Source organism: Enterovirga rhinocerotis, assembly GCF_004363955.1.
Lineage (GTDB): Bacteria > Pseudomonadota > Alphaproteobacteria > Rhizobiales > Beijerinckiaceae > Enterovirga > Enterovirga rhinocerotis.
The window spans coordinates 285,489-308,273 of record NZ_SNZR01000015.1; the positions used below are offsets into that span (position 1 = coordinate 285,489).

At 67.4% G+C, this 22,785-nt stretch carries 24 protein-coding genes and 1 pseudogene; 14 read left to right on the top strand and 11 right to left on the bottom strand.

What is annotated here, in order from left to right; translation table 11 throughout:
• Positions 1-32 precede the first annotated feature (32 nt).
• On the top strand, positions 33-497 hold the full coding sequence (locus tag EV668_RS20310) for an Lrp/AsnC family transcriptional regulator (RefSeq protein ID WP_133773545.1): 465 nt from the start codon (positions 33-35) through the stop codon (positions 495-497).
• Positions 498-594: 97 nt separating this feature from the next.
• Here EV668_RS20310 and EV668_RS20315 read toward each other — a convergent pair whose 3' ends face one another.
• Both EV668_RS20315 and purL read right to left on the bottom strand, forming a co-directional pair.
• Positions 595-828: a BolA/IbaG family iron-sulfur metabolism protein gene (locus EV668_RS20315; RefSeq protein ID WP_133773547.1), complete on the bottom strand. Its 234-nt coding sequence runs from the start codon at positions 826-828 to the stop codon at positions 595-597.
• 11 nt (positions 829-839) lie between these two features.
• Positions 840-3,098: a phosphoribosylformylglycinamidine synthase subunit PurL gene (purL, locus tag EV668_RS20320; RefSeq protein ID WP_133773549.1), complete on the bottom strand. Its 2,259-nt coding sequence runs from the start codon at positions 3,096-3,098 to the stop codon at positions 840-842.
• Positions 3,099-3,252: 154 nt separating this feature from the next.
• On the opposite strand from purL, the gene EV668_RS20325 reads away from it, so the two are divergent.
• The gene (locus EV668_RS20325; RefSeq protein ID WP_133773551.1) at positions 3,253-4,536 is read left to right on the top strand and encodes a pilus assembly protein; all 1,284 of its coding nucleotides are present in this window, start codon (positions 3,253-3,255) and stop codon (positions 4,534-4,536) included.
• A gap of 111 nt (positions 4,537-4,647) precedes the next feature.
• On the opposite strand, the gene EV668_RS20330 is transcribed toward EV668_RS20325, so the two are convergent.
• From EV668_RS20330 to EV668_RS20345, 4 genes are all read right to left on the bottom strand, one after another.
• Complete coding sequence (locus EV668_RS20330; protein ID WP_133773553.1) at positions 4,648-5,418, bottom strand: HpcH/HpaI aldolase family protein; 771 nt, start codon at positions 5,416-5,418, stop codon at positions 4,648-4,650.
• A 94-nt stretch (positions 5,419-5,512) separates the two neighbouring features.
• On the bottom strand, positions 5,513-6,697 hold the full coding sequence (locus EV668_RS20335; protein ID WP_133773555.1) for a CaiB/BaiF CoA transferase family protein: 1,185 nt from the start codon (positions 6,695-6,697) through the stop codon (positions 5,513-5,515).
• A gap of 56 nt (positions 6,698-6,753) precedes the next feature.
• Complete coding sequence (locus tag EV668_RS20340) at positions 6,754-7,023, bottom strand: PilZ domain-containing protein (protein ID WP_133773557.1); 270 nt, start codon at positions 7,021-7,023, stop codon at positions 6,754-6,756.
• Positions 7,024-7,168: 145 nt separating this feature from the next.
• On the bottom strand, positions 7,169-7,825 hold the full coding sequence (locus tag EV668_RS20345) for an alpha/beta hydrolase (RefSeq protein WP_133773559.1): 657 nt from the start codon (positions 7,823-7,825) through the stop codon (positions 7,169-7,171).
• Between the two features lie 250 nt (positions 7,826-8,075).
• Between EV668_RS20345 and EV668_RS20350 the strand changes: the two genes are divergently transcribed.
• The 10 genes from EV668_RS20350 (at position 8,076) to EV668_RS20395 (ending at position 16,704) form a co-directional block, all read left to right on the top strand.
• Positions 8,076-9,245, top strand: coding sequence for a cysteine desulfurase family protein (locus tag EV668_RS20350; protein WP_133773561.1), 1,170 nt, complete (start codon positions 8,076-8,078; stop codon positions 9,243-9,245).
• 56 nt (positions 9,246-9,301) lie between these two features.
• Positions 9,302-10,774, top strand: coding sequence for a Fe-S cluster assembly protein SufB (gene sufB / locus EV668_RS20355; protein WP_133773563.1), 1,473 nt, complete (start codon positions 9,302-9,304; stop codon positions 10,772-10,774).
• Positions 10,775-10,920: 146 nt separating this feature from the next.
• Positions 10,921-11,295, top strand: coding sequence for a hypothetical protein (locus EV668_RS20360; protein ID WP_133773565.1), 375 nt, complete (start codon positions 10,921-10,923; stop codon positions 11,293-11,295).
• Positions 11,296-11,345: 50 nt separating this feature from the next.
• A complete protein-coding gene (locus EV668_RS20365; RefSeq protein WP_245513329.1) occupies positions 11,346-11,564 on the top strand; it encodes a hypothetical protein in 219 nt (72 codons plus the stop codon).
• A 97-nt stretch (positions 11,565-11,661) separates the two neighbouring features.
• On the top strand, positions 11,662-12,411 hold the full coding sequence (sufC, locus tag EV668_RS20370) for a Fe-S cluster assembly ATPase SufC (protein WP_133773569.1): 750 nt from the start codon (positions 11,662-11,664) through the stop codon (positions 12,409-12,411).
• 2 nt (positions 12,412-12,413) lie between these two features.
• On the top strand, positions 12,414-13,733 hold the full coding sequence (sufD, locus tag EV668_RS20375; RefSeq protein ID WP_133773571.1) for a Fe-S cluster assembly protein SufD: 1,320 nt from the start codon (positions 12,414-12,416) through the stop codon (positions 13,731-13,733).
• Positions 13,717-14,370 (top strand): hypothetical protein, encoded by a 654-nt coding sequence (locus EV668_RS20380; RefSeq protein WP_133773573.1) that lies wholly within the window; start codon positions 13,717-13,719, stop codon positions 14,368-14,370. Before sufD ends, EV668_RS20380 begins: the two co-directional genes overlap by 17 nt.
• On the top strand, positions 14,367-15,020 hold the full coding sequence (locus tag EV668_RS20385; protein ID WP_133773575.1) for a hypothetical protein: 654 nt from the start codon (positions 14,367-14,369) through the stop codon (positions 15,018-15,020). The genes EV668_RS20380 and EV668_RS20385 overlap by 4 nt, the downstream gene beginning before the upstream one ends.
• 52 nt (positions 15,021-15,072) lie before the next feature.
• Entirely contained in the window at positions 15,073-16,293 is a 1,221-nt protein-coding gene (locus EV668_RS20390) for a cysteine desulfurase (protein ID WP_133773577.1), read from the top strand.
• A 27-nt stretch (positions 16,294-16,320) separates the two neighbouring features.
• Positions 16,321-16,704, top strand: coding sequence for an SUF system Fe-S cluster assembly protein (locus EV668_RS20395; RefSeq protein WP_133773579.1), 384 nt, complete (start codon positions 16,321-16,323; stop codon positions 16,702-16,704).
• A gap of 4 nt (positions 16,705-16,708) precedes the next feature.
• On the opposite strand, the gene EV668_RS20400 is transcribed toward EV668_RS20395, so the two are convergent.
• Positions 16,709-18,691, bottom strand: a complete 1,983-nt coding sequence (locus EV668_RS20400) for a putative bifunctional diguanylate cyclase/phosphodiesterase (RefSeq protein WP_245513330.1) — start codon at positions 18,689-18,691, stop codon at positions 16,709-16,711.
• A 76-nt stretch (positions 18,692-18,767) separates the two neighbouring features.
• On the opposite strand from EV668_RS20400, the gene EV668_RS20405 reads away from it, so the two are divergent.
• On the top strand, positions 18,768-19,379 hold the full coding sequence (locus EV668_RS20405) for a VOC family protein (RefSeq protein ID WP_425359641.1): 612 nt from the start codon (positions 18,768-18,770) through the stop codon (positions 19,377-19,379).
• 417 nt (positions 19,380-19,796) lie between these two features.
• Here the strand turns inward: EV668_RS20405 and EV668_RS25415 are convergent.
• The 3 genes and pseudogenes from EV668_RS25415 to EV668_RS20420 all read right to left on the bottom strand — a co-directional run.
• Positions 19,797-19,970: pseudogene (locus tag EV668_RS25415) on the bottom strand (YegP family protein); the annotation flags it as partial.
• A 209-nt stretch (positions 19,971-20,179) separates the two neighbouring features.
• Complete coding sequence (locus tag EV668_RS20415; protein ID WP_133773583.1) at positions 20,180-20,677, bottom strand: hypothetical protein; 498 nt, start codon at positions 20,675-20,677, stop codon at positions 20,180-20,182.
• 2 nt (positions 20,678-20,679) lie between these two features.
• Complete coding sequence (locus EV668_RS20420; RefSeq protein WP_133773585.1) at positions 20,680-21,228, bottom strand: RBBP9/YdeN family alpha/beta hydrolase; 549 nt, start codon at positions 21,226-21,228, stop codon at positions 20,680-20,682.
• 124 nt (positions 21,229-21,352) lie between these two features.
• Between EV668_RS20420 and EV668_RS20425 the strand changes: the two genes are divergently transcribed.
• A complete protein-coding gene (locus tag EV668_RS20425; RefSeq protein WP_133773587.1) occupies positions 21,353-22,264 on the top strand; it encodes an AEC family transporter in 912 nt (303 codons plus the stop codon).
• Between the two features lie 12 nt (positions 22,265-22,276).
• Here the strand turns inward: EV668_RS20425 and irrA are convergent, their stop codons facing one another.
• On the bottom strand, positions 22,277-22,759 hold the full coding sequence (gene irrA / locus EV668_RS20430; protein WP_133773589.1) for an iron response transcriptional regulator IrrA: 483 nt from the start codon (positions 22,757-22,759) through the stop codon (positions 22,277-22,279).
• Between the last annotated feature and the right edge of the window lie 26 nt (positions 22,760-22,785).

Genomic DNA, 22,785 nt, shown 5'->3' on the forward strand with positions numbered 1-22,785 from the left:
CGTCCGATACTCAGAAATCGAAAGATTCTTTCATGAGCCAGGCGCTGGACCGGATCGACATGAAGCTGCTCCGCCTGCTCCAGGCCGACGGCCGCCTCTCCAACGCCGACCTCGCCGAGCGCGTCGCGGTCAGTCCCGCGACCTGTCATCGGCGCGTGCAGCGGCTCTTCGCGGCCGGCTTCGTGACGGGCGTCCGGGCGATGGTGGAGCCGGCGCGGGTCGGGCGCGGCGCGCTCGTCATGGTCGGCGTCGTCCTCGACCGCTCGACGCCGGAGAGCTTCGGGACGTTCGAGAGGGCGGTCGCAGCCTTGCCCTTCGTCCTCGATTGCCACCTCGTAGCAGGGGATTTCGACTACTTCCTGAAGATCAGGGTCGGCGACATGGCCGATTTCAACCGGCTCCACGGCGAGAAGCTGATCGCCCTGCCGGGAGTCCGCCAGACGCGGACCTTCTTCGTGATGAAGGAGGTCGTCGACAACGCGCCGCTGGATTTCTGAGCATCCGCCGTCGTTGCGAGGAGGCGGAGCCGACGAAGCAAGCCGGAGCCGGGCGGATAGGGCCGGGTCGCGTCGCTCCGCCCGCAAAGACGGAGAGCTACTCCCCCACGACCGTCGTCAGCGCGAGGGCGTGCAGGACGCCGCCCATGCGGCCGCCGAGGGCATCATAGACCATCTGATGCTGGCGCACGCGCGGCAGGCCCTTGAAGGCCGCCGAGGTGACGGTCGCCGCGTAATGGTCGCCGTCGCCCGCGAGGTCGCGGATCTCGACCGCGGCATCGGGGATCGCCGCCTTGATCATGCGCTCGATCTCGCCCGCTTCCATCGCCATCGTCGTTCTCCTCAGGCCGCTTCGGCCGCGGGCGGCTCATCGCCGTCGGGGGCGGCGGCGGATCCGCTCATATAGGCCGGCAGCCAGCCCTCATGCGCCTCCTTGAGGGCCGAGACGGCGATGCCGTCCTCGCCCGGGAAGACGATGGCGTCGCCGCCGGTGAGGCCCAGATACCAGTTCGGCACCCCGGCTTCGGTCGCCTCCTGCCGGAGCGCGAACATCGCCTCGCTCGAACAGGTGACGACGTAGCGGCCCTGGTCCTCGCCGAAGAGGAAGGCGTGGAGCGGCACGGTCGTCGGCATGTCCCGCGCCTCGAGCGCGATGCCGATGCCGTTCGGCATCGCCATCTCGGCGAGGGCGACCGCGAGGCCGCCATCCGAGCAATCGTGGACGGTGTCGAGGCGCCCGGACCGGATGAGGCCGCGCACGAAATCGCCGACCTTCCGCTCGGTCGCGAGATCGACGGGCGGCGGCGCGCCCTCTTCGCGGCCGCAGACCTCGCGCAGATAGAGCGACTGGCCGAGCCAGCCGGAAGTGGTGCCGAGCACCAGCACCGCCTCGCCCTCGCGCCTGAAGGGGATCGAGGCGCGGACGGTCACGTCGTCGACGAGCCCGACCGCCCCGATGGTCGGCGTCGGCAGGATGCCCCGCCCGTTCGTCTCGTTATAGAGCGAGACGTTGCCGGACACGATCGGGAAGTCGAGCGCCCGGCAGGCCTCGCCGATGCCGCGGATGCAGCCGACGAACTGGCCCATGTACTCGGGCCGCTCTGGATTGCCGAAATTGAGGTTGTCGGTCACGGCGAGCGGAAGCCCGCCGACCGCCGTGATGTTGCGCCAGGCCTCGGCCACGGCCTGCTTGCCGCCCTCGACGGGATCGGCGTCGCAATAGCGGGGCGTGACGTCGGTCGTGAGCGCGAGGCCCTTTGGCCCGTCCTCGACCCGCACCACGGCCGCATCGCCGCCCGGTCCGCTCACCGTGTTGCCGCCGATCAGGTGGTCGTATTGCTCGTAGACCCAGCGCTTCGAGCAGCCGTCCGGCGAGCCGACGAGCTTCAGCAGCGCCTCGGCGTGGGAGACCGGCGGCTCGACGCTGCCGGCGGCGATCACGGGCTCGTAGGTGTTGGCGAGATGCGGGCGGTCATAGATCGGGGCGAGGTCGCCGAGTTCCTTGATCGGCAGGTCCGCGACCGTCTTGCCGCCATGCTTGACGACGAAGCGGAGCGTGTCGGTGGTCTTGCCGATGACCGCGAAATCGAGGCCCCATTTGCGGAAGATCGCCTCGGCATCCTCCTCGCGCTCGGGGTCGAGCACCATGAGCATGCGCTCCTGGCTCTCCGACAGCATCATCTCGTAGGCGGTCATGCCCTCCTCGCGGCAGGGGACCGCGTCGAGGTCCAGCTCGACGCCGAGATCGCCCTTGGCGCCCATCTCGACAGCCGAGCAGGTGAGGCCGGCAGCGCCCATGTCCTGGATCGCGATGACCGAGCCCGATGCCATCAGTTCGAGGCAGGCTTCGAGGAGCAGCTTCTCGGCGAAGGGATCGCCGACCTGCACCGTCGGGCGCTTCTCCTCGCTCTCGTCGTCGAAGGCGGCCGAGGCCATGGTCGCGCCGTGGATGCCGTCGCGGCCGGTCTTGGAGCCGAGATAGACGATCGGATTCCCGACGCCCGTCGCCTTGGCGTAGAAGATCTTGTCCGTCTCGGCGAGGCCGACGGCCATCGCGTTGACGAGGATGTTGCCGTCGTAGCGGGTGTGGAAGCCGACCGAGCCGCCGACGGTCGGCACGCCGAAGGAATTGCCGTAGCCGCCGATCCCGGCCGAGACGCCGGAGACGAGGTGGCGCGTCTTCGGATGGTCCGGCGAGCCGAAGCGCAGCGCGTTCAGCGCCGCGATGGGCCGCGCGCCCATCGTGAAGACGTCGCGCAGGATGCCGCCGACGCCCGTCCCGGCGCCCTGGTAGGGCTCGATGAAGCTCGGATGGTTGTGCGATTCCATCTTGAAGACGCAGGCCTGCCCGTCGCCGATATCGATGACGCCCGCATTCTCGCCCGGTCCCTGGATCACCCAGGGCGCCTCGGTCGGCAGCGTCTTCAGGTGCAGGCGCGACGACTTGTAGGAGCAGTGCTCGTTCCACATCGCCGAGACGATGCCGAGTTCGACCAGCGTCGGCTCGCGGCCGATGAGGTCCGTGAAGCGCTTGTATTCTTCCGCGGTCAGCCCGTGCTGACGCACGAGTTCCGGGCTGATCGGGCCGACGCTCGCCACCATGGTTCCCCAAGAGGTCAGGACAAGAGCCGGGCCTTAAAGCCTCTCCCGCCCGGAGGCAACGCGTTCGGAGCCGTTCCAAAGCGGCACATCCCCGCTGGCACGGGCTTCGCGCCTTGGGGCCGGCGAACGGTTCGCTGTCTCGGGGGAGGCCACGATGGGTGTGTTCAGGCGTTTCAAGACGGATCAGAGGGGCGCCACGGCGATCATCTTCGGTTTCGTTGCGATCCCGCTGGTCGCCCTCGCCGGAGCCGCGGTGGATTACAGCCGCGCCTCGATGGCGCAGACGAAGATCCAGGTCGCGATCGACCAGGCCGCCCTCGCCATCGTGAAGCTTCCGAGGACGGCCAGCCAGGAGGTGATCGACGCCATCGCCAAGAACGCCGTCGAATCCGTGTTCGGGTTCGAGACGGGTACCCGGTCGCCGAGCGGGATCACGCTTCAGCCGCCCACGGCGGAACGCACGGGCTCCGCGGTCACGGTTCGGGCGACCGGCACCTCGGACAGCGCCTTCATGCAGCTTCTCGGGATCGCCTCGACGCCCATCGGCGCCTCAAGCCAGGCCCTGTGGTCGACGAAACGGATCGAGATTGCGCTGGTTCTCGATAATACCGGATCGATGAACGACCGAGAAAGCGGAAAGCATAAGATCGAGGAACTGATCAACGCGGCCAAAGAATTTGTCTCAGAAGCGAAAAGAAAGGCGGTCGACAACGACTCGATCAAGATATCTATTGTGCCTTTCGACACGGAGGTACGCGTCGATCCGGATGCCAATCGCAACGCGACTTGGTTTCGATTCGTTGATTCGTCGACTGTGCGCGCGAACTGGACGGGCTATCTCATCGATCGCTTCGGTTCCTATGCGGGAACCGACAGTCCGGTGACGGGTGAGGCGAGCAAGCACCCCGCGCTCAAGTCCACGCGCGAAGGAGGGAGTCTTCCCACGATCACGCCGCTCGCGTCTGTGAAGACAAACAGCGCGGATATGATCGCCAGGATCGAAGCGATGAAGCCGCGCGGGCTGACCAATATCGGCCTCGGAGTGACGTGGGGCCTCGCGACGCTCTCGGCGAGCGCACCGTTCTCAGAAGCGTCAGGCGAAAGACATGTCGAGCGCTACATGATCGTGTTCACGGACGGAGACAATACCGCCTACCATAAAGACGGCGTCCTTCTGAGTTCGCTCGAAAGGGGGCTGTCGCGTGCCGCGAAGGACAAGATCGTCGCTGATATGAACACCTATACCAAGCTTGCCTGCGATGAAGCGAAGAAGACGGCGTCCGTCTATACGATTCGTCTGCTCAAAGGAGACGAAAATCTCCTGAGGAGCTGCGCGTCGACGCCGTCCAATTATCAGGATGTGCAGAATCCGGCCGATCTGACGAGCGCTTTCGATCGCATCCTGAGGGATATCCTTGCCACTCGAATCACGAGCTGAGGCGGCTGCCTCAGCCCGAGGTGGCGACCGAGGACGGCGCCTTCAGAGCGCATCTCGGGATGAGCAGCGGGAGAGCATCCCGTCAGAGACCGAGGACGGCCTCCCCGCCTCTCAGCCCGCACCCTTCCGGAGCGCCGCGGCGCCGGCCTTGAGGAAGGCGGTGTCGGAGCCGATCGCGACGAAGCCGAAGCCGCGCCGCACGTTGTCGGCCGCCCTCTCGCCGGTCCCCGTATAGGCGCCGGCGAACTTGCCCGCCGCCCTGGCGCGGGCTCCCGCATGGTCGAGCGCGGCGTCGACGGCCGGGCTCAGGGGGTCGAGCACGGTCCCGCCCGACAGGCCGATCGAGAGGTCCGAGGGGCCGATGAAGATGCCGTCGATGCCGTCGACGGCCAGGATGTCGTCGATCGCGTCCAGCGCCTCGCGCGTCTCGATCATGGCGAAGGTGACGCTGAAATCGTTGGCCGTCCGGAAATACTCTGTCGGCGCGAGGCCGGTCAGGGCGAGGGCGCCGACCGGCCCCCAACTCCGTCCGCCGAGCGGCGGGAACTTCGTGAACTCGACGAAGCGGCGCGCGTCCTCGACGCTGTTGATCATCGGCGCGATGATGCCGGAGGCGCCCGCATCGAGGAGCCGCGAGGCCGTCTGGAACTCGCCGACCGGGATGCGCACGACGCAGGGCTTGCCGGCCGCCGCGACCAGCGGGATCGCCTGCAGCGCCATCGCGAAATCGGCCGGGTTGTGCTGGAGATCGACGACGACCGCGCCGAAGCCGGGCTCGCGGGCGAGGAGGCCGGCGATCGAGGGATGCGGGATGCCGCACCAATGCGTGAAGATCGACTGCCCGGCCTTCAGATCGGCGGCGAACTGCTGCACTGACGACATCGTATCCTCCCGGCCCGGCCGTCCCGCCGCGCTGATGCTATCCCGGCCGAAGGGGGCCGGAAGTCAAGCATCCGGATGGAGGTGATGGCGCCGCTCAGATCGCCTTGTCGGCCCGGAGCGCCTCGATCTCGGCGGGCGAATAGCCGAGTTCGGCGAGGATCTCGCCCGTGTGCTCGCCGGCCGCCGGCGGGTGGCGCTCGAGGCGCGCGGGCGTGCGCGAGAGGGTCACGGGCTGGCGCAGGAGGTGCAGGTCGCCGGCATGGGGCGAGGGGATCGTCCCGTGCGTCTCGAGGTGCTGCACCTGAGGGTCGGCGAAGACCTCGTCGATCGCATAGATCGGCCCGCAGGGAATGCCGGCGCCGTTGAGCCGGTCGACCCAGGTCGCGGTGTCCTCGGTCGCGATCACCTCCTGGATGAGCGCGTTGAGGCGGGCGCGGTTGGCCGAGCGGTCCTTGCCCGTCCTGAAGTCGGGCTCGTCGATGAGACGGTCGAGGCCGATCGCCCGCGCGAACCGCTCCCAGATCGCTTGGCCCGCGGTCGCGACGTTGAGATGGCCGTCGCGCGTCGTGAAGACGCCGGTCGGGATCGAGGTCGGGTGATCGTTGCCGGCCTGCTGGGGCACCTCGCCCTCGTTGAGCCAGCGCGCGGCTTGGAAATCGAGCATGAAGATCTGGGCCTGGAGCAGCGAGGTCTGCACCCATTGGCCTTCGCCCGAACGCTCGCGCTCGATCAGCGCGAGGAGGATGCCCTGGGCGCAGAAGATACCGGCCGAGAGATCGGCGAGCGGGACGCCCGCGCGGACCGGCCCTCCTCCGGGAAGGCCCGTGACCGACATCAGCCCGCCCATGCCCTGCGCCACCTGATCGAAGCCCGGCCGCTTGGCGTAGGGGCCATCCTGGCCGAAGCCGGAGATCGAGGCGAGGATGATGCGCGGGTTGAGCGCCTTGAGGCTGTCGTAGTCGAAGCCGAGCTTCGCCTTCACGTCCGGCCGGAAATTCTCGACGACGACGTCGGCATCCTCGACGAGGCGCCGGAAGACGGCGCGGCCCTGTTCGGATTTCATGTTGAGCGTCATGCCGCGCTTGTTGCGCTGCAGATTCTGGAAATCCGAGCCGAGGCGGTTGCCGGAATAATCCGCCGGGTCGATCTCCGGCGGCGTCTCGATCTTGACGACGTCGGCGCCCCAGTCGCCCAGCTGGCGCACGGCCGTCGGGCCCGAGCGGACGCGGGTCAGGTCGAGGACTTTGATTCCCTTGAGGGGTGCGAGAGGCGTTTCCATGGCCCGACATTGCCCCGCCGGATCGCACCCGGCAACCGGCTCGACCCTCGGCGCCGTCAGATCGGAAGGTCGTCGGCGTCTTCTTCGAACTCGATCCCCACGGACGTACCGCACCGCCAGCGCACGGACCCGCAATAGACCTGTCCGCTACCGTCGAAGATCAGCATGAAGTTGTCGTGGTCAGGCGGCGGCGCCGTGAACTCGAGACGAGCGCCGCGCGAACTCACGTTGAGGACGGAGCAGGATAGGGCAGGGAAGCTGCTGCAATAGATTTTGGCCGTCAGATGGGTCGTTTGTCTGGCGACCGCGCGACGATCGTGGAACATGTCGCATACTCAGCCTCATGAACCATTCCAGCCTAAGGGCCAATGGTTAATGGCAGGTGCGCCGCGAGATGCGCGGCGCCCGGCCACGTGTCGGCTGAGCTTCATGGGCGCCGGGCGATGCGATCCCCGGCGCCCGGACGGGCTTTCAGGCCGCCTCGTCCCGCTTGCCGAGGCGCTTGTCGAGATAGGTGTCGACCGTCGTCATCAGCTCGTCGACCTTGCCGTCGAAGAAGTGGTTGGCGCCGTCCACGAGCTGGTGCTCGATCTGGATGCCCTTCTGGGTCTTCACCTTCTCGATGACCGCCATCACCTCCTTGTGCGGCGCGACCCGATCCTCGGCGCCATGCACGAACAGGCCCGAGGAGGGGCAGGGCGCGAGGAAGGTGAAGTCGAACCGGTTCGCCGGCGCGGCGATCGAGATGAAGCCCTCGATCTCCGGCCGCCGCATCAGGAGCTGCATGCCGATCCAGGCCCCGAAGGACACGCCCGCGATCCAGCACGTGCGCGCTTCCGGATTGACCGCCTGCGCCCAGTCGAGCGCCGCGGCCGCATCCGACAGCTCGCCCTGGCCGTGGTCGAAATTGCCCTGGCTCCGGCCGACGCCGCGGAAATTGAAGCGGAGCGCCGAAAAGCCGCGATTCAGGAAGCCGTAGAACAGATTGTAGACGATCTGGTTGTTCATCGTGCCGCCGAATTGCGGATGCGGATGCAGCACGATTCCGATCGGTGCCCCCTTCTGCTTGGCGGGCTGGTAGCGTCCCTCGAGCCGCCCTGCCGGGCCGGTGAAGACTACCTCTGGCATATCCACACACCTCCGAATCGACAGAATGCCGCAGCCGGAGGGGCGACGCCTGTGGCCGCCTTGACTCCCGGGCCTAACGGCGCCAATTCTTCTTAGAATAGTTCTAATAGCTTAGACGTGTTCTAAACTGCGAAATTCGTCGCGAGCGTTCAGGGCCGGGAGGCCAGGAATGGCCGCTCGTACGAGAGGCAGATATCACGGCGGCGGGGGGCTATTGCAAGCTTTCCGTTGAGGCGGGTCGAAAGGTCTCGTGAATCACACTCGGACATATCTCGATCACAATGCGACCTCTCCCCTCCGTCCGGAGGCGGTGAAGGCCGCCGCGTCCCTCGGCTTCGTCGGCAACCCGTCGTCGATCCACGCCGAAGGGCGGCGGGCCCGCGCCCTCGTGGAATCGGCCCGTGCGCGGATCGCGGCTCAACTCGGGGCGGCGCCCGGCGAGGTCATCCTCACGAGCGGAGCGAGCGAAGCCAACGCCACCGTGCTCCGTCCGGGGAGCCTGAGAGCGCTCGACGGGCGGCCGGTCGAGCGGCTCCTCATCGGGGGAACGGAGCATGCGTCCATCCTCGGCGGCCATCGCTTCCCCTCCGACGCCGTCTCGCTCGTGCGCGTGGACTCCCTCGGCCGGGTGGATGCCGAGGATCTGAGGGCTCGCCTCTCCGTCTCCGACGTCCCGACTCTCGTGACGATCCAGATCGCGAACGGCGAGACCGGTGTGATCCAGCCGATCCGCGAGATCGCCGCCCTCGTCCACGAGGCGGGGGCCGTGCTCCACGCCGATGCGGCGCAAGCGTTCGGGCGGATGCCGCTCGACATGGCAGCGATCGGTGTCGATGCGATGAGCGTCTCCGGCCACAAGCTCGGCGGTCCTGCGGGGATCGGCGCCCTCGTGCTCCTGGCCGAACGGGTCGGGCCGGAGGCTGCCCTGTTGCATGGCGGCGGCCAGCAGAACGGGTTCAGGGCCGGCACCGAGAATGTCCTTGGGATCGCGGGTTTCGCTGCGGCGAGCGAGGCGGCCCTCGCGAACCTCGCCCAGGACGGCACCCGCCTGATCGCGCTCCGGGACGCGGCCGAGCGCGTCGTGCGCCGCCGCACGCCCGACGCGGTCGTCTTCGGGGCAGGGGCTCCGCGGTTGTCGAACACGCTGTGTTTCGCCGTGCCCGGCATGAAGGCGGAAACGGCGCTGATGGCCTTCGACCTCGCCGGTATCGCCGTCTCCTCCGGGGCGGCCTGCTCGTCGGGCAAGGTCGGCCGCTCCCACGTCCTCGCGGCGATGGGCGTGCCGGAGGGACTCGCCTCGGGTGCGATCCGGCTCAGCTTCGGCTGGACCTCGAAACAGCAGGACGTGGAGCGCTTCGAGGAGGCCTTCGCATCCGTGTTGCAACGCCTATATGACCGGAGACCGTCCGCCGCGGCGTAATCCGTACCGATTGACTGGATGAGAGATCCCGGCGCTGCCGGGTGGTGGAGAACGCGATGCCTGCAGTGCAGGAGACGATCGATCAAGTGAAGCTGATCGATGTCGATCAGTACAAGTACGGTTTCGAGACCGAGATCGAGATGGAGCTGGCGCCGCAGGGCCTCTCCGAGGAGATCGTGCGCTTCATCTCGGCCAAGAAAAACGAGCCGGAATGGATGCTCGACTGGCGGCTCGATGCCTATCGCCGTTGGCGCACGATGCGGGAGCCGACCTGGGCGCGCGTTGATTATCCGCCGATCAAGTACGACGAATTGTATTATTACGCTGCGCCGAAGAGCATGGCGGACGGGCCGAAATCGCTCGACGAACTGCCGCCGGAAATCCTCGACACCTACAAGAAGCTCGGCATTCCGCTGCGCGAGGTGGAGATGCTGGAAGGCATCCCGGGCTCGAACGTCGCTGTGGACGCCGTGTTCGACTCGGTCTCGGTCGCGACGACCTTCAAGGCCGAACTCGCCAAGGCCGGCGTCATCTTCATGCCCATCTCGGAGGCCATCCGCGAGCATCCCGAACTCGTGAAGAAATATCTCGGCTCGGTCGTGCCCGTGACCGACAACTTCTTCGCGACCCTGAACTCGGCCGTCTTCTCGGACGGATCCTTCGTCTACATCCCGCCGGGCGTGCGCTGCCCGATGGAGCTGTCGACCTATTTCCGCATCAACGAGCGCAATACCGGCCAGTTCGAGCGCACGCTCATCATCGCCGACAAGGGCTCCTACGTCTCGTATCTCGAAGGCTGCACGGCGCCGCGCCGCGACGAGAACCAGCTCCACGCCGCCGTGGTCGAGCTCGTCGCGCTCGACGATGCCGAGATCAAGTACTCGACCGTCCAGAACTGGTTCCCCGGCGACAGCGAGGGGAAGGGCGGCATCTACAACTTCGTCACCAAGCGCGGCGATTGCCGGGGCAAGAACGCGGTCATCACCTGGACCCAGGTCGAGACGGGCTCGGCCATCACCTGGAAGTACCCGAGCTGCATCCTGCGCGGCGACAATTCGCGCGGCGAGTTCTACTCGATCGCGATCTCGAACGGGCGCCAGCAGGTCGATAGCGGCACCAAGATGATCCATCTGGGCCGGAACACCACGTCCAAGGTCATCTCGAAGGGCATCGCCGCCGGCCGCTCGGACAACACCTATCGCGGCCTCGTCTCCGCGCATCGCCGGGCGACGGGCGCGCGCAATTTCACCAATTGCGACTCGCTCCTCATCGGCGACCAGTGCGGCGCGCATACGGTGCCGTATCTCGAGGCCAACACCTCCACGGCCGTCTTCGAGCACGAGGCCACCACCTCGAAGATCTCCGAGGACCAGATGTTCTACTGCCAGAGCCGAGGTCTCAACGAGGAGGAGGCGGTGGCTCTCATCGTCAACGGCTTCGTCAAGGACGTGCTCCAGCAGCTCCCGATGGAATTCGCGGTCGAGGCGCAGAAGCTGATCTCGATCTCGCTCGAGGGGAGCGTGGGGTGACGAGAGCGGCTCGCCACCCTGCTTGCTTTGCCGTCTTTGCGACCTTGCTGATCCCGAGCGCTGCTGTGGCGTGCACGTGCGCTGACAACTATGTGCAGCCCGGTCAGTCTGGACTGAAGTCCGAAGAGGGGCGAAAGAAGGCTCGGTTGGACAAGGCGCTGATCGTCGCAAAAGGCCGGATGCTTTCGGCGACCGTCGGTCGGGAGATCGTTTGGCCGACAGGCGCCGGGTTTGGCGACAACATCGGCTCCAGTGTCGGCACATCTGCAAGGCCTGTATCTGCTCAGTTCGAGATCGCTGAGGTGATCAAAGGCAGCGTTGGCGGACGGGTTACACTGTGGTCGGGGCCGGGACGCGGCGAATGCGGTATCGGCGCAGTGCTGTTGGGAGCGGCTATGCAGGACGTGGACGTGAGCCTCGAACTCATTCCGGTCAAGGGCAGTCCTGACAACTACACGGTCGATATGTGCGGCTATATGGATGCCGAGAGGCCAAAATCTCCGAGCGCGAAGCCTCAGTAGGCGGAGGATTCGATGTTTAGGCGGCTTTTGCTCGTAGGGAGCGGTGGGTGATGGCAACGGACAACATCGTCCTTGAACATCTGAGCGCCATCCGAGGCGACATCGCCATGATCAAGGACGACATGCGTGGTTTGAAGGCAGAGATGACGTCTATCCGCCAGCACATCGCGGCGGTCATGACGCTCCAGGAGCACGATCACACGGATATCGCGATGATCAAGGTTCGACTCGATCGGATCGAGCGCCGACTGGAGTTGGCCGACGGGTAGGGGGCGAGCCGGACGCGCCGATCGCAACCGGGACAGCCAAAACCATTTCCAGAACAATGATCTCGGCGGTGCCGGGAATACGGAACACGGAAAGCAAATGCTCGAAATCAACAACCTCACCGTCCAGATCGAGGACAACCGCATCCTCAACGGCCTGTCGCTGAAGGTGGCCGACGGCGAAGTTGCGGCCATCATGGGGCCGAACGGCTCCGGCAAATCGACCCTCTCCTACGTCATCGCCGGCAAGGAGGATTACGAGGTCCTCGACGGCGAGATCCTCCTGGATGGCCAGAACCTCCTCGAGATGGAGGCCGACGAGCGCGCGGCGGCCGGGGTGTTCCTCGCCTTCCAGTATCCGCTGGAGATCCCCGGCGTCGGCACGATGACCTTCCTCAAGGCCGCGCTGAACGCGCAGCGCCGCGCCCGCGGCGAGGACGAGCTGACGACGCCCGACCTGATCAAGCGCGTCAACGCGGCGGGCGAGACGCTCGAGATCAAGAAGGACTTCCTCAAGCGCGCCCTCAATGTCGGCTTCTCGGGCGGCGAGAAGAAGCGCATGGAGATCCTGCAGATGGCTCTGCTGGAGCCGAAATTCTGCATCCTCGACGAGACCGATTCCGGCCTCGACATCGACGCGCTCCGCATCGTCTCCGAAGGCGTCAACACGCTGCGTTCGAAGGATCGCTCCTTCCTCGTCATCACGCACTATCAGCGCCTGCTCAACCACATCGTGCCCGACACCGTGCACGTGATGGCGAACGGGCGCATCGTGAAGTCGGGCGGCAAGGAACTCGCGCTCGAACTCGAGGCCAACGGCTATGCCGATTACCGGCAGGAGGCCGCCTGACCATGACCGAGGTCACGCAGATCAGGACGGCGGCCGAGACGGGTCTCGGCGACCTGTTCGACCGCCTCAAGGGTGGCCTGCCGGGCGACGTCGCAATCCGTGAGGCCGCGCTCGCCGGCTTTCGCGAACGCGGCCTGCCGCATCGGCGGGTCGAGGAGTTCAAGTACTTCGACCTGCGCGCGCTGATGCGCGAGGCGGCGCCGCCGGCCGAGCGCCCCAACGCGACGGAGATCGCCAAGGCCTTCAACCAGGCCAAGGCCTTCGCCTCCGTCCCCGCGTACCGGCTGACCTTCGTCAACGGCCACCTCGCGGCGAGCCTCAAGGAGGCCGAATCCTTCCCCTCGGGGATCGAGGTCGTCCCGTTCGAGCAGGCGCTCGGGGAGGGGCATCCCCTGCTCGCCTCCCTCGGGCGTGTGGAGGTTGCGCAGGGCAACCCGATCCTCGAGCTGAACACCGCCTTCATGAACGACGGCGCGGTGATCCGCGTCGCGGCCGGCGCGACCCCCGACCAGCCGATCGCGCTTCGCTTCGTCTCCGCGGGGGAGACGGCCTTCTCGACTGCGACGCGCGTGCTCGTCGTCGTCGAGGCCGGCGCCAAGGTGACGCTGATCGAGAGCCACGAGGGGCCGGACGGCCTCGCCAACCAGACCAACACCGCGGTGGAGTTCGTCGTCGGCGACGGCGCGAGCGTCGATCACGTGCGCTTCAACGGCGAGGGGGCGGATGTGCTGTCCCTCTCGACGATCACCGCCACGCTCGGCGCTGACGTCTCGTTCTCGACCCATAACGCGCTCATCGGCTCGGCCGCGGCCCGCCATCAGGTCTTCCTCGCCTGCAAGGGCGAGAACTCGACGGTTCGGATCGACGGCATCTCCCTGCTGCGTGGGCGCCAGCATGCGGATGCGACGCTCGTCGTCGATCATGCCGTGCCGCATTGCACGAGCCGCGAGACCTTCAAGACGATCCTCGACGGGGAGACGACCGGCGTCTTCCAGGGCAAGATCGTCGTGCGTCCGCATGCCCAGAAGACCGATGGCGGCATGAAGTCCGACGCGCTCCTGCTCTCGGAGCGCGCCAGCATGAACAACAAGCCGGAGCTCGAGATCTTCGCCGACGACGTCGTCTGCGGGCATGGCGCGACTTGCGGCGCGCTCGACGACGAGCTGCTGTTCTACCTCAAGAGCCGCGGCCTGCCGAAGGCCGAGGCCGAGAGCCTGCTGCTCCAGGCCTTCGTCGGCCCGCCGATCGAGGCGATCGAGCACGAGGGCGTGCGCGACGCGCTGGTCGGGCGCGTGGAGGAGTGGCTTGCCGCCCGACGGTGAGACCGCGTCGCTGGCGCTGGAACCTGCCTCGGGTTACTCGCCGCGCGCCGCTCTTGCCGATCTCGTGGACGGGGCCTTTCGCGCGCGCCGTCTCCCGCGCCGCCGCGGGTCCGAGCCTCTCGGCTGGGGCTGGCAGGCGGCGATGGTCGCCCTCGCCGGCTTCGTCAGCGGGATCGACGTCTATGTCCGGGAGCCGTTCCGGGCCTCCGACCTTCCGCCGGGCGCGGAGGGTTGGCTGCCGCTGCTGAACGTCGTCGGCAACCCGGCCATCGCGATCCTGGTCTCGCTCGCCGTGTGGCTCCTGATGATCGGCGGCGGGCGGGTGATCTCCTTCGGGCGCTACGACGCACGCCGGCTCGGAAGCGGCCTCGCCTTCGGATGGTGGGCTGCGACCCTGCCCATCCTCGGTGCGATTGCTCTCGGGATGGCGGTCGGCTTCGCCAGCGACACGATCGCCATCGTGGTCGCCTTTCTCGTGACCGCGCACATGATCCCGAGCGTCGCCGAGGCCTGCGATCTCTCGATCGCCCAGGCCTTCGGCGTGACGATCCTCGGGCCGCTCGCCTTGATCCTTCTCGTCGTCCTAGGGCTGCTCGCTTTCGGCTTCTCGGCCAAGCTGCTCGGAATGCGGCCTTGAGCGAGCGGACTGCGTCGCTCGCGCCGGCTCCGCGCTACGGCTTGCCGATCGCCTTCCGCCATCTGGTGACCGGCGCCATGTCGCCCGTGCAGGCGATGCGCGAGACCCTCGCTGCCGGGATCGGCGAGGGGGCGCGGCTCGCGCTCTTCGTCGCCTTCGTGGCCTGCCTCGGCCTGGCCGATCCCGAAACCCGCGGGCTCGGGGCTGCGGCGGTCGCCAACGCGCTCGATCAGGAGACGCTCGCGCATGGGCTGCTGCTGCTGGCCGCGGGAGCCGCGATCATCGGCGTCGCGCTTCTGGCCGGCTACTGGACGGCTGCCGTCGCCGCTCTCGCGCTCTCCGGCTGGGGCTGGTCGCGCCCGAAGCTCGCGCGGATGCGCTCGGTCGTCGCCGTCAGCGCCTGGATCTCCCTGCTGCCGACCGTGGCCGTGAAGCTGGTCGCGCTCGCCGCCCTTCCGCCGGGGATGATCGCGGCCGATCCGCCGAGCCTCTATTCGGCGATCGAGGCGGCGATGGTCGTGCCCTATTTCGCCGCCTGCCTCGGCGCCGCCTTCCGGCTCGGGGTGTGGCGATCGCTCGCCGTCGCAACTTTGGTCAACGGCGCGTTTTATCTCCTCGTGATCATCCTCTATGTCGTGGCGCCAGCGTGATGGCCGCCGCGACCATTGCCATTTGCAGCAGGCCGGGAGGCCGCTTCCGCGCATGACCTACGATGTCGAGGCCCTGAGGGCCCAGTTCCCGATCCTCTCGAAGGAGGTCTACGGGAAGCCGCTCGTCTATCTCGACAACGCCGCCTCGGCGCAGAAGCCGCGCGCGGTGATCGACGCCATGGTCGCGACCATGGAGGGCGGCTATTCCAACGTCCATCGCGGGCTGCACTTCATGGCGAACGCGGCCACGGAGGGCTTCGAGGCCGGCCGGGAGAGCGTGCGCGCCTTCCTCAACGCGGCCTCGACGGACGAGATCGTCTTCACGCGCTCGGCGACGGGGGCCATCAACCTCGTCGCGGACAGCTACGGCCGCCTCGCGATCGGGGAGGGGGACGAGATCATCCTCTCGATCATGGAGCATCATTCCAACATCGTGCCCTGGCACTTCCTGCGCGAGCGCAAGGGGGCGGTGATCAAATGGGCGCCCGTCGACGAGGAGGGCAATTTCCTCCTCGACGAATTCGAGAAGCTGATCACGCCTCGGACGAAGATCGTCGCGATGACCCACATGTCGAACATGCTGGGGACCGTGACGCCGATCGCCGAAATCATCCGCATCGCCCATGCCCACGGCGTCCCGGTCATGGTGGACGGAAGCCAGGGTGCGGTCCATCTCGACGTCGACGTCAGGGCGCTCGATGCCGATTTCTATGTCCTGACCGGTCACAAGGTCTACGGGCCGACCGGGATCGGCGTCCTCTACGGCAAGCGCGAATGGCTGGAGAAACTGCCGCCCTACGAGGGGGGCGGGGAGATGATCAAGGTCGTCTCGCGGGAGACCGTCACCTACGGCGAGCCTCCGCACCGTTTCGAGGCCGGCACGCCCCCGATCATCGAGGCGATCGGGCTCGGGGCGGCCCTGCGCTTCATGGATTCGGTCGGCCGACCGGCGATCCGCGCGCATGAGGAGGCGCTCTCCGCCTACGCCCACGAGCGCCTCGGCCGCATGAACTCGATCCGGATCTTCGGGCAGGCGACAGGCAAGGGGCCCATCCTCTCCTTCGAGATGAAGGGCGCTCACGCTCACGACGTCGCGACGGTCATCGACCGTCAGGGGGTCGCCGTCCGGGCCGGAACCCATTGCGCCATGCCCCTCCTCGACCGCTTCGGCGTGACCTCGACCTGCCGCGCGTCGTTCGGCCTCTACAACACCATGGCGGAAGTGGATAAACTGGCCGAAGCCCTGGCCCGCGCCGAGACGCTGTTCTCCTGATCGCCGGCCACCGATACGAGATTCGAGATGAACGACGCTCCCACCGACCCTGCGGCCACCAACGGTGCCGCGCCGGCGCAGGCTTCGGCCCTGCCGCCGGAAGAGATGGACCGCATGACCGACGACATCGTCGCGGCCCTGAAGACGGTCTACGATCCGGAGATTCCGGCCGACATCTACGAACTCGGCCTGATCTACCGGGTCGACATCGCGGACGATCGCACGGTCACGATCGACATGACCCTCACCGCTCCGGCCTGCCCGGTCGCGGGCGAGATGCCGATCTGGGTCGAGAACGCGGTCGCCGCCGTCCCGGGCGTGAGGGAGGCGAAGGTCAACATGGTCTTCGATCCCCCGTGGGATCAGAGCCGCATGTCGGACGAGGCCCGCATCGCCCTCGATATGTGGTAGCGGCCTAGCCGGCCCCGCCGGACTGAGGCCCGAACTGCTCGATGATCCTGTCGGCCGGCCCAGGCCGGCCGAGGTGGAAGCCCTGCATCGCATCGAAGCCGAGCGTCTGGAGGGCGAGCACGTCGTCGGCCGATTCGACCCCTTCGGCGACGAGTTCGATGTTCAGGGCCTGACCCAGGCTGACGATGGCCTGCAGCAGCAGGCGATCTTCCGGCGAGGTGGCGAGGCCCGTGACGAGGGAGCGGTCGACCTTCAGCCTGTCGGCCCGCAGATGGCGCAGCGTGGCGAGGGACGAGTAGCCGGCCCCGAAATCGTCGATCGCGATCCTGACGCCGGCATCCGACAGAGCGGCGAGCTTTCCCGCGACGGCCCGAAGATCGACGGCCGTCTCCTCGGTCACCTCGATTTCGAGGGATGTGGGCGGCAGACCTGCCAGTTCCAACCTCTCGAGGATCAGCCGATCGACCGGTAGCTGTGCCATCTCCCGCGGCGACACGTTCATGGCGACGGTGACGTCCTCCATGCCGAGCGCCCGCAGCCGCGCGATCATGGCGCAGCTCTCCTCGACGACGAAGCAGAAGAACCGTTCCGACTGTCCCGCCAAGGTGGCCGCGACCACGATGTCGGGCGGGGCGATCCAGCCATGCCGGGGATGATTCCAGCGCACCAGCGCCTCGATGCTGCCGAGCTGGCGCCCGCCGCACTTGAAAATGGGCTGATACCAGATCTCGAGCGCCCTGTTTTTCAGCGCCGGGAGCAGATCGCGCTCGCTGTCGCGGCGCATCTTGAGACGGTTGCCGAGCGCCTTGTCGAAGGTGCAGTAGCGATTGCGGCCGGTGCTCTTGGCGGCGTTCAGCGCCTCGTCGGCGAACAGGAGCATGTCGGCCGTGTCGCCGGTCGCTCCCTGGTAGATGCCGATACTCACCCCGACATGGCCGCCGTCGAACAGGTCGATCGGCGCGCCGATCGCGGCGATCAGCTGCTGTGCGTAATCGCCGGGGAGGAGCTCGGCGTCGTGGGCATCGTAGGCGATCGCGAATTCGTCGCCGCTCAGGCGGGCGAGCGACTGCCCCTTGGGCATGGTCGCGGCGATCCGACGGGAGACCTCGACCAGGACCTGATCGCCCATCTTGTGACCGAAGGCGTCGTTGATGGATTTGAACCCGTCGAGATTGAGCAGCAGCAGGCAGAGGTCAGGGGAGCGGGTGGCGCATCGCTGCTCGAGGTCGAGAATGAAGCCGGCCCGGTTTTTGAGGCCGGTGAGCGAATCGTGCAGCGCGCGGTGGGACATCTCCTCTGCGATCTCGCTCGATTTCGCATGCGCCTCCCGGAGGGAACGGGCCATGGCTCGGGCTTCGTGCTTGAGCCGGCTCGTCTCGCAGAAGGCTGCCTGACTGCGGAACGAACTCCTGACCAGAGCCCCGAGATACAGCAGGATCGTCATGCCGAGCATGACGCGTTCGAACGTCTGGCCGGCCATCAGGAAGGCCGCGTTGACGAGCAGGACCGGCGTGACGAAGGCCGTGGAGACAGGCGCATAGGCCACGACCAGAGCGGCGGAACCGCCGGTGATGCCCGCGCCGACGACGAGGTTGAACACGCCCGCGGGCGACATCACATCGGCCGGAAGGGCGGGCGTGCAGGCCCAGACGAGGCCGGACAGGGCCGCCAGCAGGGTCGCCGCCCGGAAATGCCGTTCGACGGAGGTCCGGCGCAGCCATCCGAAGCGGTCCAAGGCCCATTGAGACTGCGCGAAGCGGAGGACGTTGATGGCCGACGCGGCGGCGAACCAGATCGCTCCAGCGCCGCCTCGCCCCTCGTTCATGGCGATGACCAGGGTGGCAAGGCACAGCGCTTGATTGACCGGTATGGCGATGGACAGGCTTCCGCGAATGCTCGCGAACTGGTCTTCGCGTATCAGCGCGTCCAGAGAAGGTCCGCTCGCCGCCGACGCCGTCATGTCGGAGGCACGATCTTGGGAGGTCATGGCGCCAGCACTGATCCCTGGGAAGTAACCGCCCGATGAAGAGACGTTCGTCGATTCCAAGCGTCGCTAAGACAGTATGCTATCGTACGATCCGGATATCCTAAAAAGAAGGGTCGAATCCGGTCGTTTGACGGTGGAATGCGATTGCGGCGGTCCGCCTATGTCATCGCTCTGTCCGAAACACGGTGCCTCGAGCGGTGTTGAATCAGCCTACGCCCTCGGTGCGGGCGGAAGAAGGGACATCACGATGGCTGAAAAAGGCTCGTCCGAGGCGGCACCGTTGATCGACGGCGTCCTCGAAACAGCTCTCTATGTCGACGATCTGACGCGGGCAACCGCGTTCTACGAGGGCCTGCTCGGCCTTCGGCGATTGTTTGGGGATGAACGGCTGGTCGCTTTGGATCACGGCCGGCGCGGCGTGCTTCTTCTGTTTCGGCGGGGGACGACGCGCGAGACCGTCACCCTCCCGGGCGGCACCATTCCGCCGCATGACGGACATGGCCCGATCCATATCGCCTTCGCGATCCGAGAGGGCGCGCTTCCGCTGCTCGAATCCCGCCTGTCCGAAAGCGCGATCGCGATCGAGGGGCGAACCCGTTGGCCGCGCGGCGGGGACAGCATCTACGTCCGCGACCCCGATGGGCATCTCGTGGAATTCGCCACGCCCGGGCTCTGGGCGATCTACTGACCGGCGCGGATCGGGAGCAGGCGATCCCACGACGCTCCGCCAGGCCCGAGATCTCGTCCTGACAGCGAGCATCGTGGCTCTGTCCGGTCGTCTCGGAGACCGGGCGATGATCCCGGGCCCCGCCGCGAGGCCGGCTGCGCCGAACGCCTTCGACCGGGCTTCCGTCGCGGAACGTCGCTCCGCGAGCCGCTTCGGTCAGGCGGGAGCGCCCGCCTTCGTCGACGCTTTGGCGGCCTTGGCTGCCTTCTTGCCGGGTTTGGCGTCGGCTTTGGTGGCCTTCGCCTCGGCCTTGGCCGGCTTCGCGGCGGCCTTGACGTCACGGTCGGCCTTCTTGGCTGGCGCCTTCGTGGCCGGCTTTTCCGCAGGAGTGGCGGTCTTCGCAGCTTTGGCTGCCTTGGGAGCGGCCGCCTTCGCCTCGGTCGTGTCGTCGACGGGCGCGGCCGGGCCCTTGTCCTTGATCGACTTGATCGCCTTCTGGGCCGAGGCCTTGCTCGTATAGCCCTCGGTCGAGAAGATCACTTCGCTGTTGTACTTGAACCGGACACGGAACTCGCCGGCCTTGTCCTTGTAGATCTCGAACTTGTGAGCCATACGGGCCTCCCGCATGCGACGCGCGCCGCGCCGCCGCACTCAGGGTTCGGCGTGCGGACGAATCTTGTCAATCGCCAGATTGCTGCTTCCCACAAAGATATCCATCTGGCCGGCCACGTCGTTTACTTGGGGGGCGAGGGGCAGTTCTCCCGGATCCCGTGGCAAAGCGTGATGCGATGCCCGATCGCTCCGTGTCCGGAGCGCCGATACTACGGCGTCCCCTCCGCCCTGAGCGAGCGGCTGATCCGGCTTACGATCGGGTCATAGGCGCCGGCTTCCGCATCCGGATACGTGATGTCGAAACAGACGAAGATGGTGCGGTCCTGACGCGACCGGAGACAGCGCTCATAGCCGATCCGGCCCTCCTTCCGCCCCGACAGGACGAAGGAATCCGCGGTGGCGGCGACGTAGCTGTAGGCCATTCCGTCGCGCCGTCGGCTTGTCGTCATCGCCTTCGGCGTCTCCTCCAGCGCGTTATAGAAGCCGAACACCGCGAGTTCGGCCCGTCCGTCCGCCGTGCGGAAGCGCTGGCCGTCGCCATTCGCGGGCGGTTCGAGCTGGACGGAGAAGCGTTCGGGGTACTCGACCGCCGCGCCGAATCGCTCGTTGACGTAACGCTGCCAGGCCTCGGCCCGGGCGGGGAGGGGAGTGCAGAGCGGCAGGAGCGCGGCGGCGGCCACCAGGCGGCCGATATCCGCCCGGCCCATCGTCAGAGGTCCTTCATGAAGCCCGCGAGCCGCATCAGGCCTTCCGGCCAGGGGCCGTGGCCGCTCTCGTCGTTCAGATGGCCCGATTCGCCGGCATCGACGAGGGCGGAGCCCCAGGAATAGGCGAAGTCCTCCGCCCGCTCGTAGGAACAAAGCGGATCTGTGCGGCTGGCGACGAGCAGGGACGGGAAGGGCAGGGGCTCGCGCGACACGGGCGAGAAGGCATGCCGGTGCACGCGCATGTCCGGCCGTTCGACGTCCGGGGGGGCGACGAGAAAGGCGCCGCGCACCACGTCGCGCCGGAAGGCGGGCGCGGCGACGATGGTCGTCAGGACGCCGAGGCCGTGCGCGACGATGAGGGCCGGCCTTGTCGAGGCCGCGACGGCTTCGACGAGTTTGCCGGCCCAAGCCTCCGGGTGAGGCTCGTCCCAGACCTCCTGTTCCACCCGGCGTGCCGTCGAGAGGCGGGCGGCCCAGCGCGACTGCCAGTGGTCGGGGCCGGCTCCGCCGAGGCCCGGGACGAAAATGATGTCGCTGTCGGAGCTGCGCATGGAGGAGTGGTAGCGCGGCGCGCGAAGGGCGTCGACCGGCAATGGCATCGGATGGGCGCGGGCGGCCTGCCGGCTTCGCGCGATGCTCCTTGCCCCGGGCGCGGACGCATAGCAGAGGAGCGGCATGGCCCCCTGGATCGACGCCTTTCTTCCCACCTTCGGCCTGATCGGCCTCGGAGCTTTCCTCAGGGCCCGCGTCCTGCGGGACGGAGCGGTCTGGGCCGGGCTCGAGACCCTGACCTTCTGGGTGTTGCTGCCGGCTCTCCTGGTGCACGCCATCGCGGGTGCCCCGATCGCCGCCCTGCCGGTCGCACCCATCCTCGCAGTGGTCTGGACCGGCCTGCTCGCGGGGACCGCTCTGTCCCTCCTCGTGGCGAGGATCACGGGTGCCGACCGGCCCGCCATGACCTCGCTCGTCCAGGGAGGGATCCGCTTCAATACCTACATGGCGCTGGGCATTGCCTCGGGATTGTTCGGGCAACAGGGCCTCGCGATCGGAGGCGTCGTGGCCGGGCTGATCGTCACCGGCGTTCAGGCGATCCTCGCCGTCGTGTTCGTGGTCAGCGAGGGCGGGCGTCCTTCGCCCTTGAGGATCGCGGTCCAGACGCTGAAGAACCCGCTGCTCCTCGGCTGTCTCGTCGGCTTCGCCGTTTCGGCCCTGGGCGGCCTTCCGCCGGGAATCGGGCCGCTCTTCCGGACCTTGGGGCAGGCCTCGCTGGCCCTCGGTCTTCTCTGTGTCGGAGCGGGGCTCGTTCTCGAATCGCTGCGCGAGAAACCGGGGATGCAGGTCCTGACTGCCGGCCTGAAACTCGTTGCGATGCCCGCGCTGACCCTGGCCCTCGGCTCGGTGTTCGGCCTGGATGGGACGACGCTTGCGGTCGTTGTCCTCATCATGGGGATGCCGACGGCGACGACGGCCTATGTGATGGCGAGGGTGCTCGGCGGCGATGCGCGGCTGATGGCCGCCATCATCACGCTACAGCACCTCATTGCGATCGCGACCCTGCCGGCCTGGGCCGCCTATCTTGCGCGGTAAGGGGCCGGTCGATCAGCTCGGCAGGCGGCGCAGGCGGACGATCACGTCGACGCGGGCGATCTCCATGCCCGGCGGGGGCGGCGGGACTTCGCCGACATGGATGTCGACCGGCACGTCCATGAGTGCCTCTTCGCCCTCGACGAAGAAATGGTGATGCTCGGTCGTGTTGGTGTCGAAGAACGACTTCGACCCGTCGACGGCGAGCTGCCGCAGAAGGCCCGCCTCGGTGAACTGGTGCAGCGTGTTGTAGACCGTCGCCAGCGACACCGGCACCTTCGCACGCATCGCCTCCTCGTAGAGGAGTTCGGCCGTGATGTGGCGATCGCCCTTCGCGAAGAGCAGCCAGCCGAGGGAGATCCGCTGGCGGGTCGGGCGCAGGCCGACGCGGCGCAGCTTGTCCTTCAGGTCGGACACGGGGCAGCCCCTGCGAGCCAGCGACGCATCGTGGGACGCGAGCTTGATCGGGCGGGCAAAGGCGAGGTTGCTGTCGGTCATGGTTCTCAAATGTAAGACGGCAACCG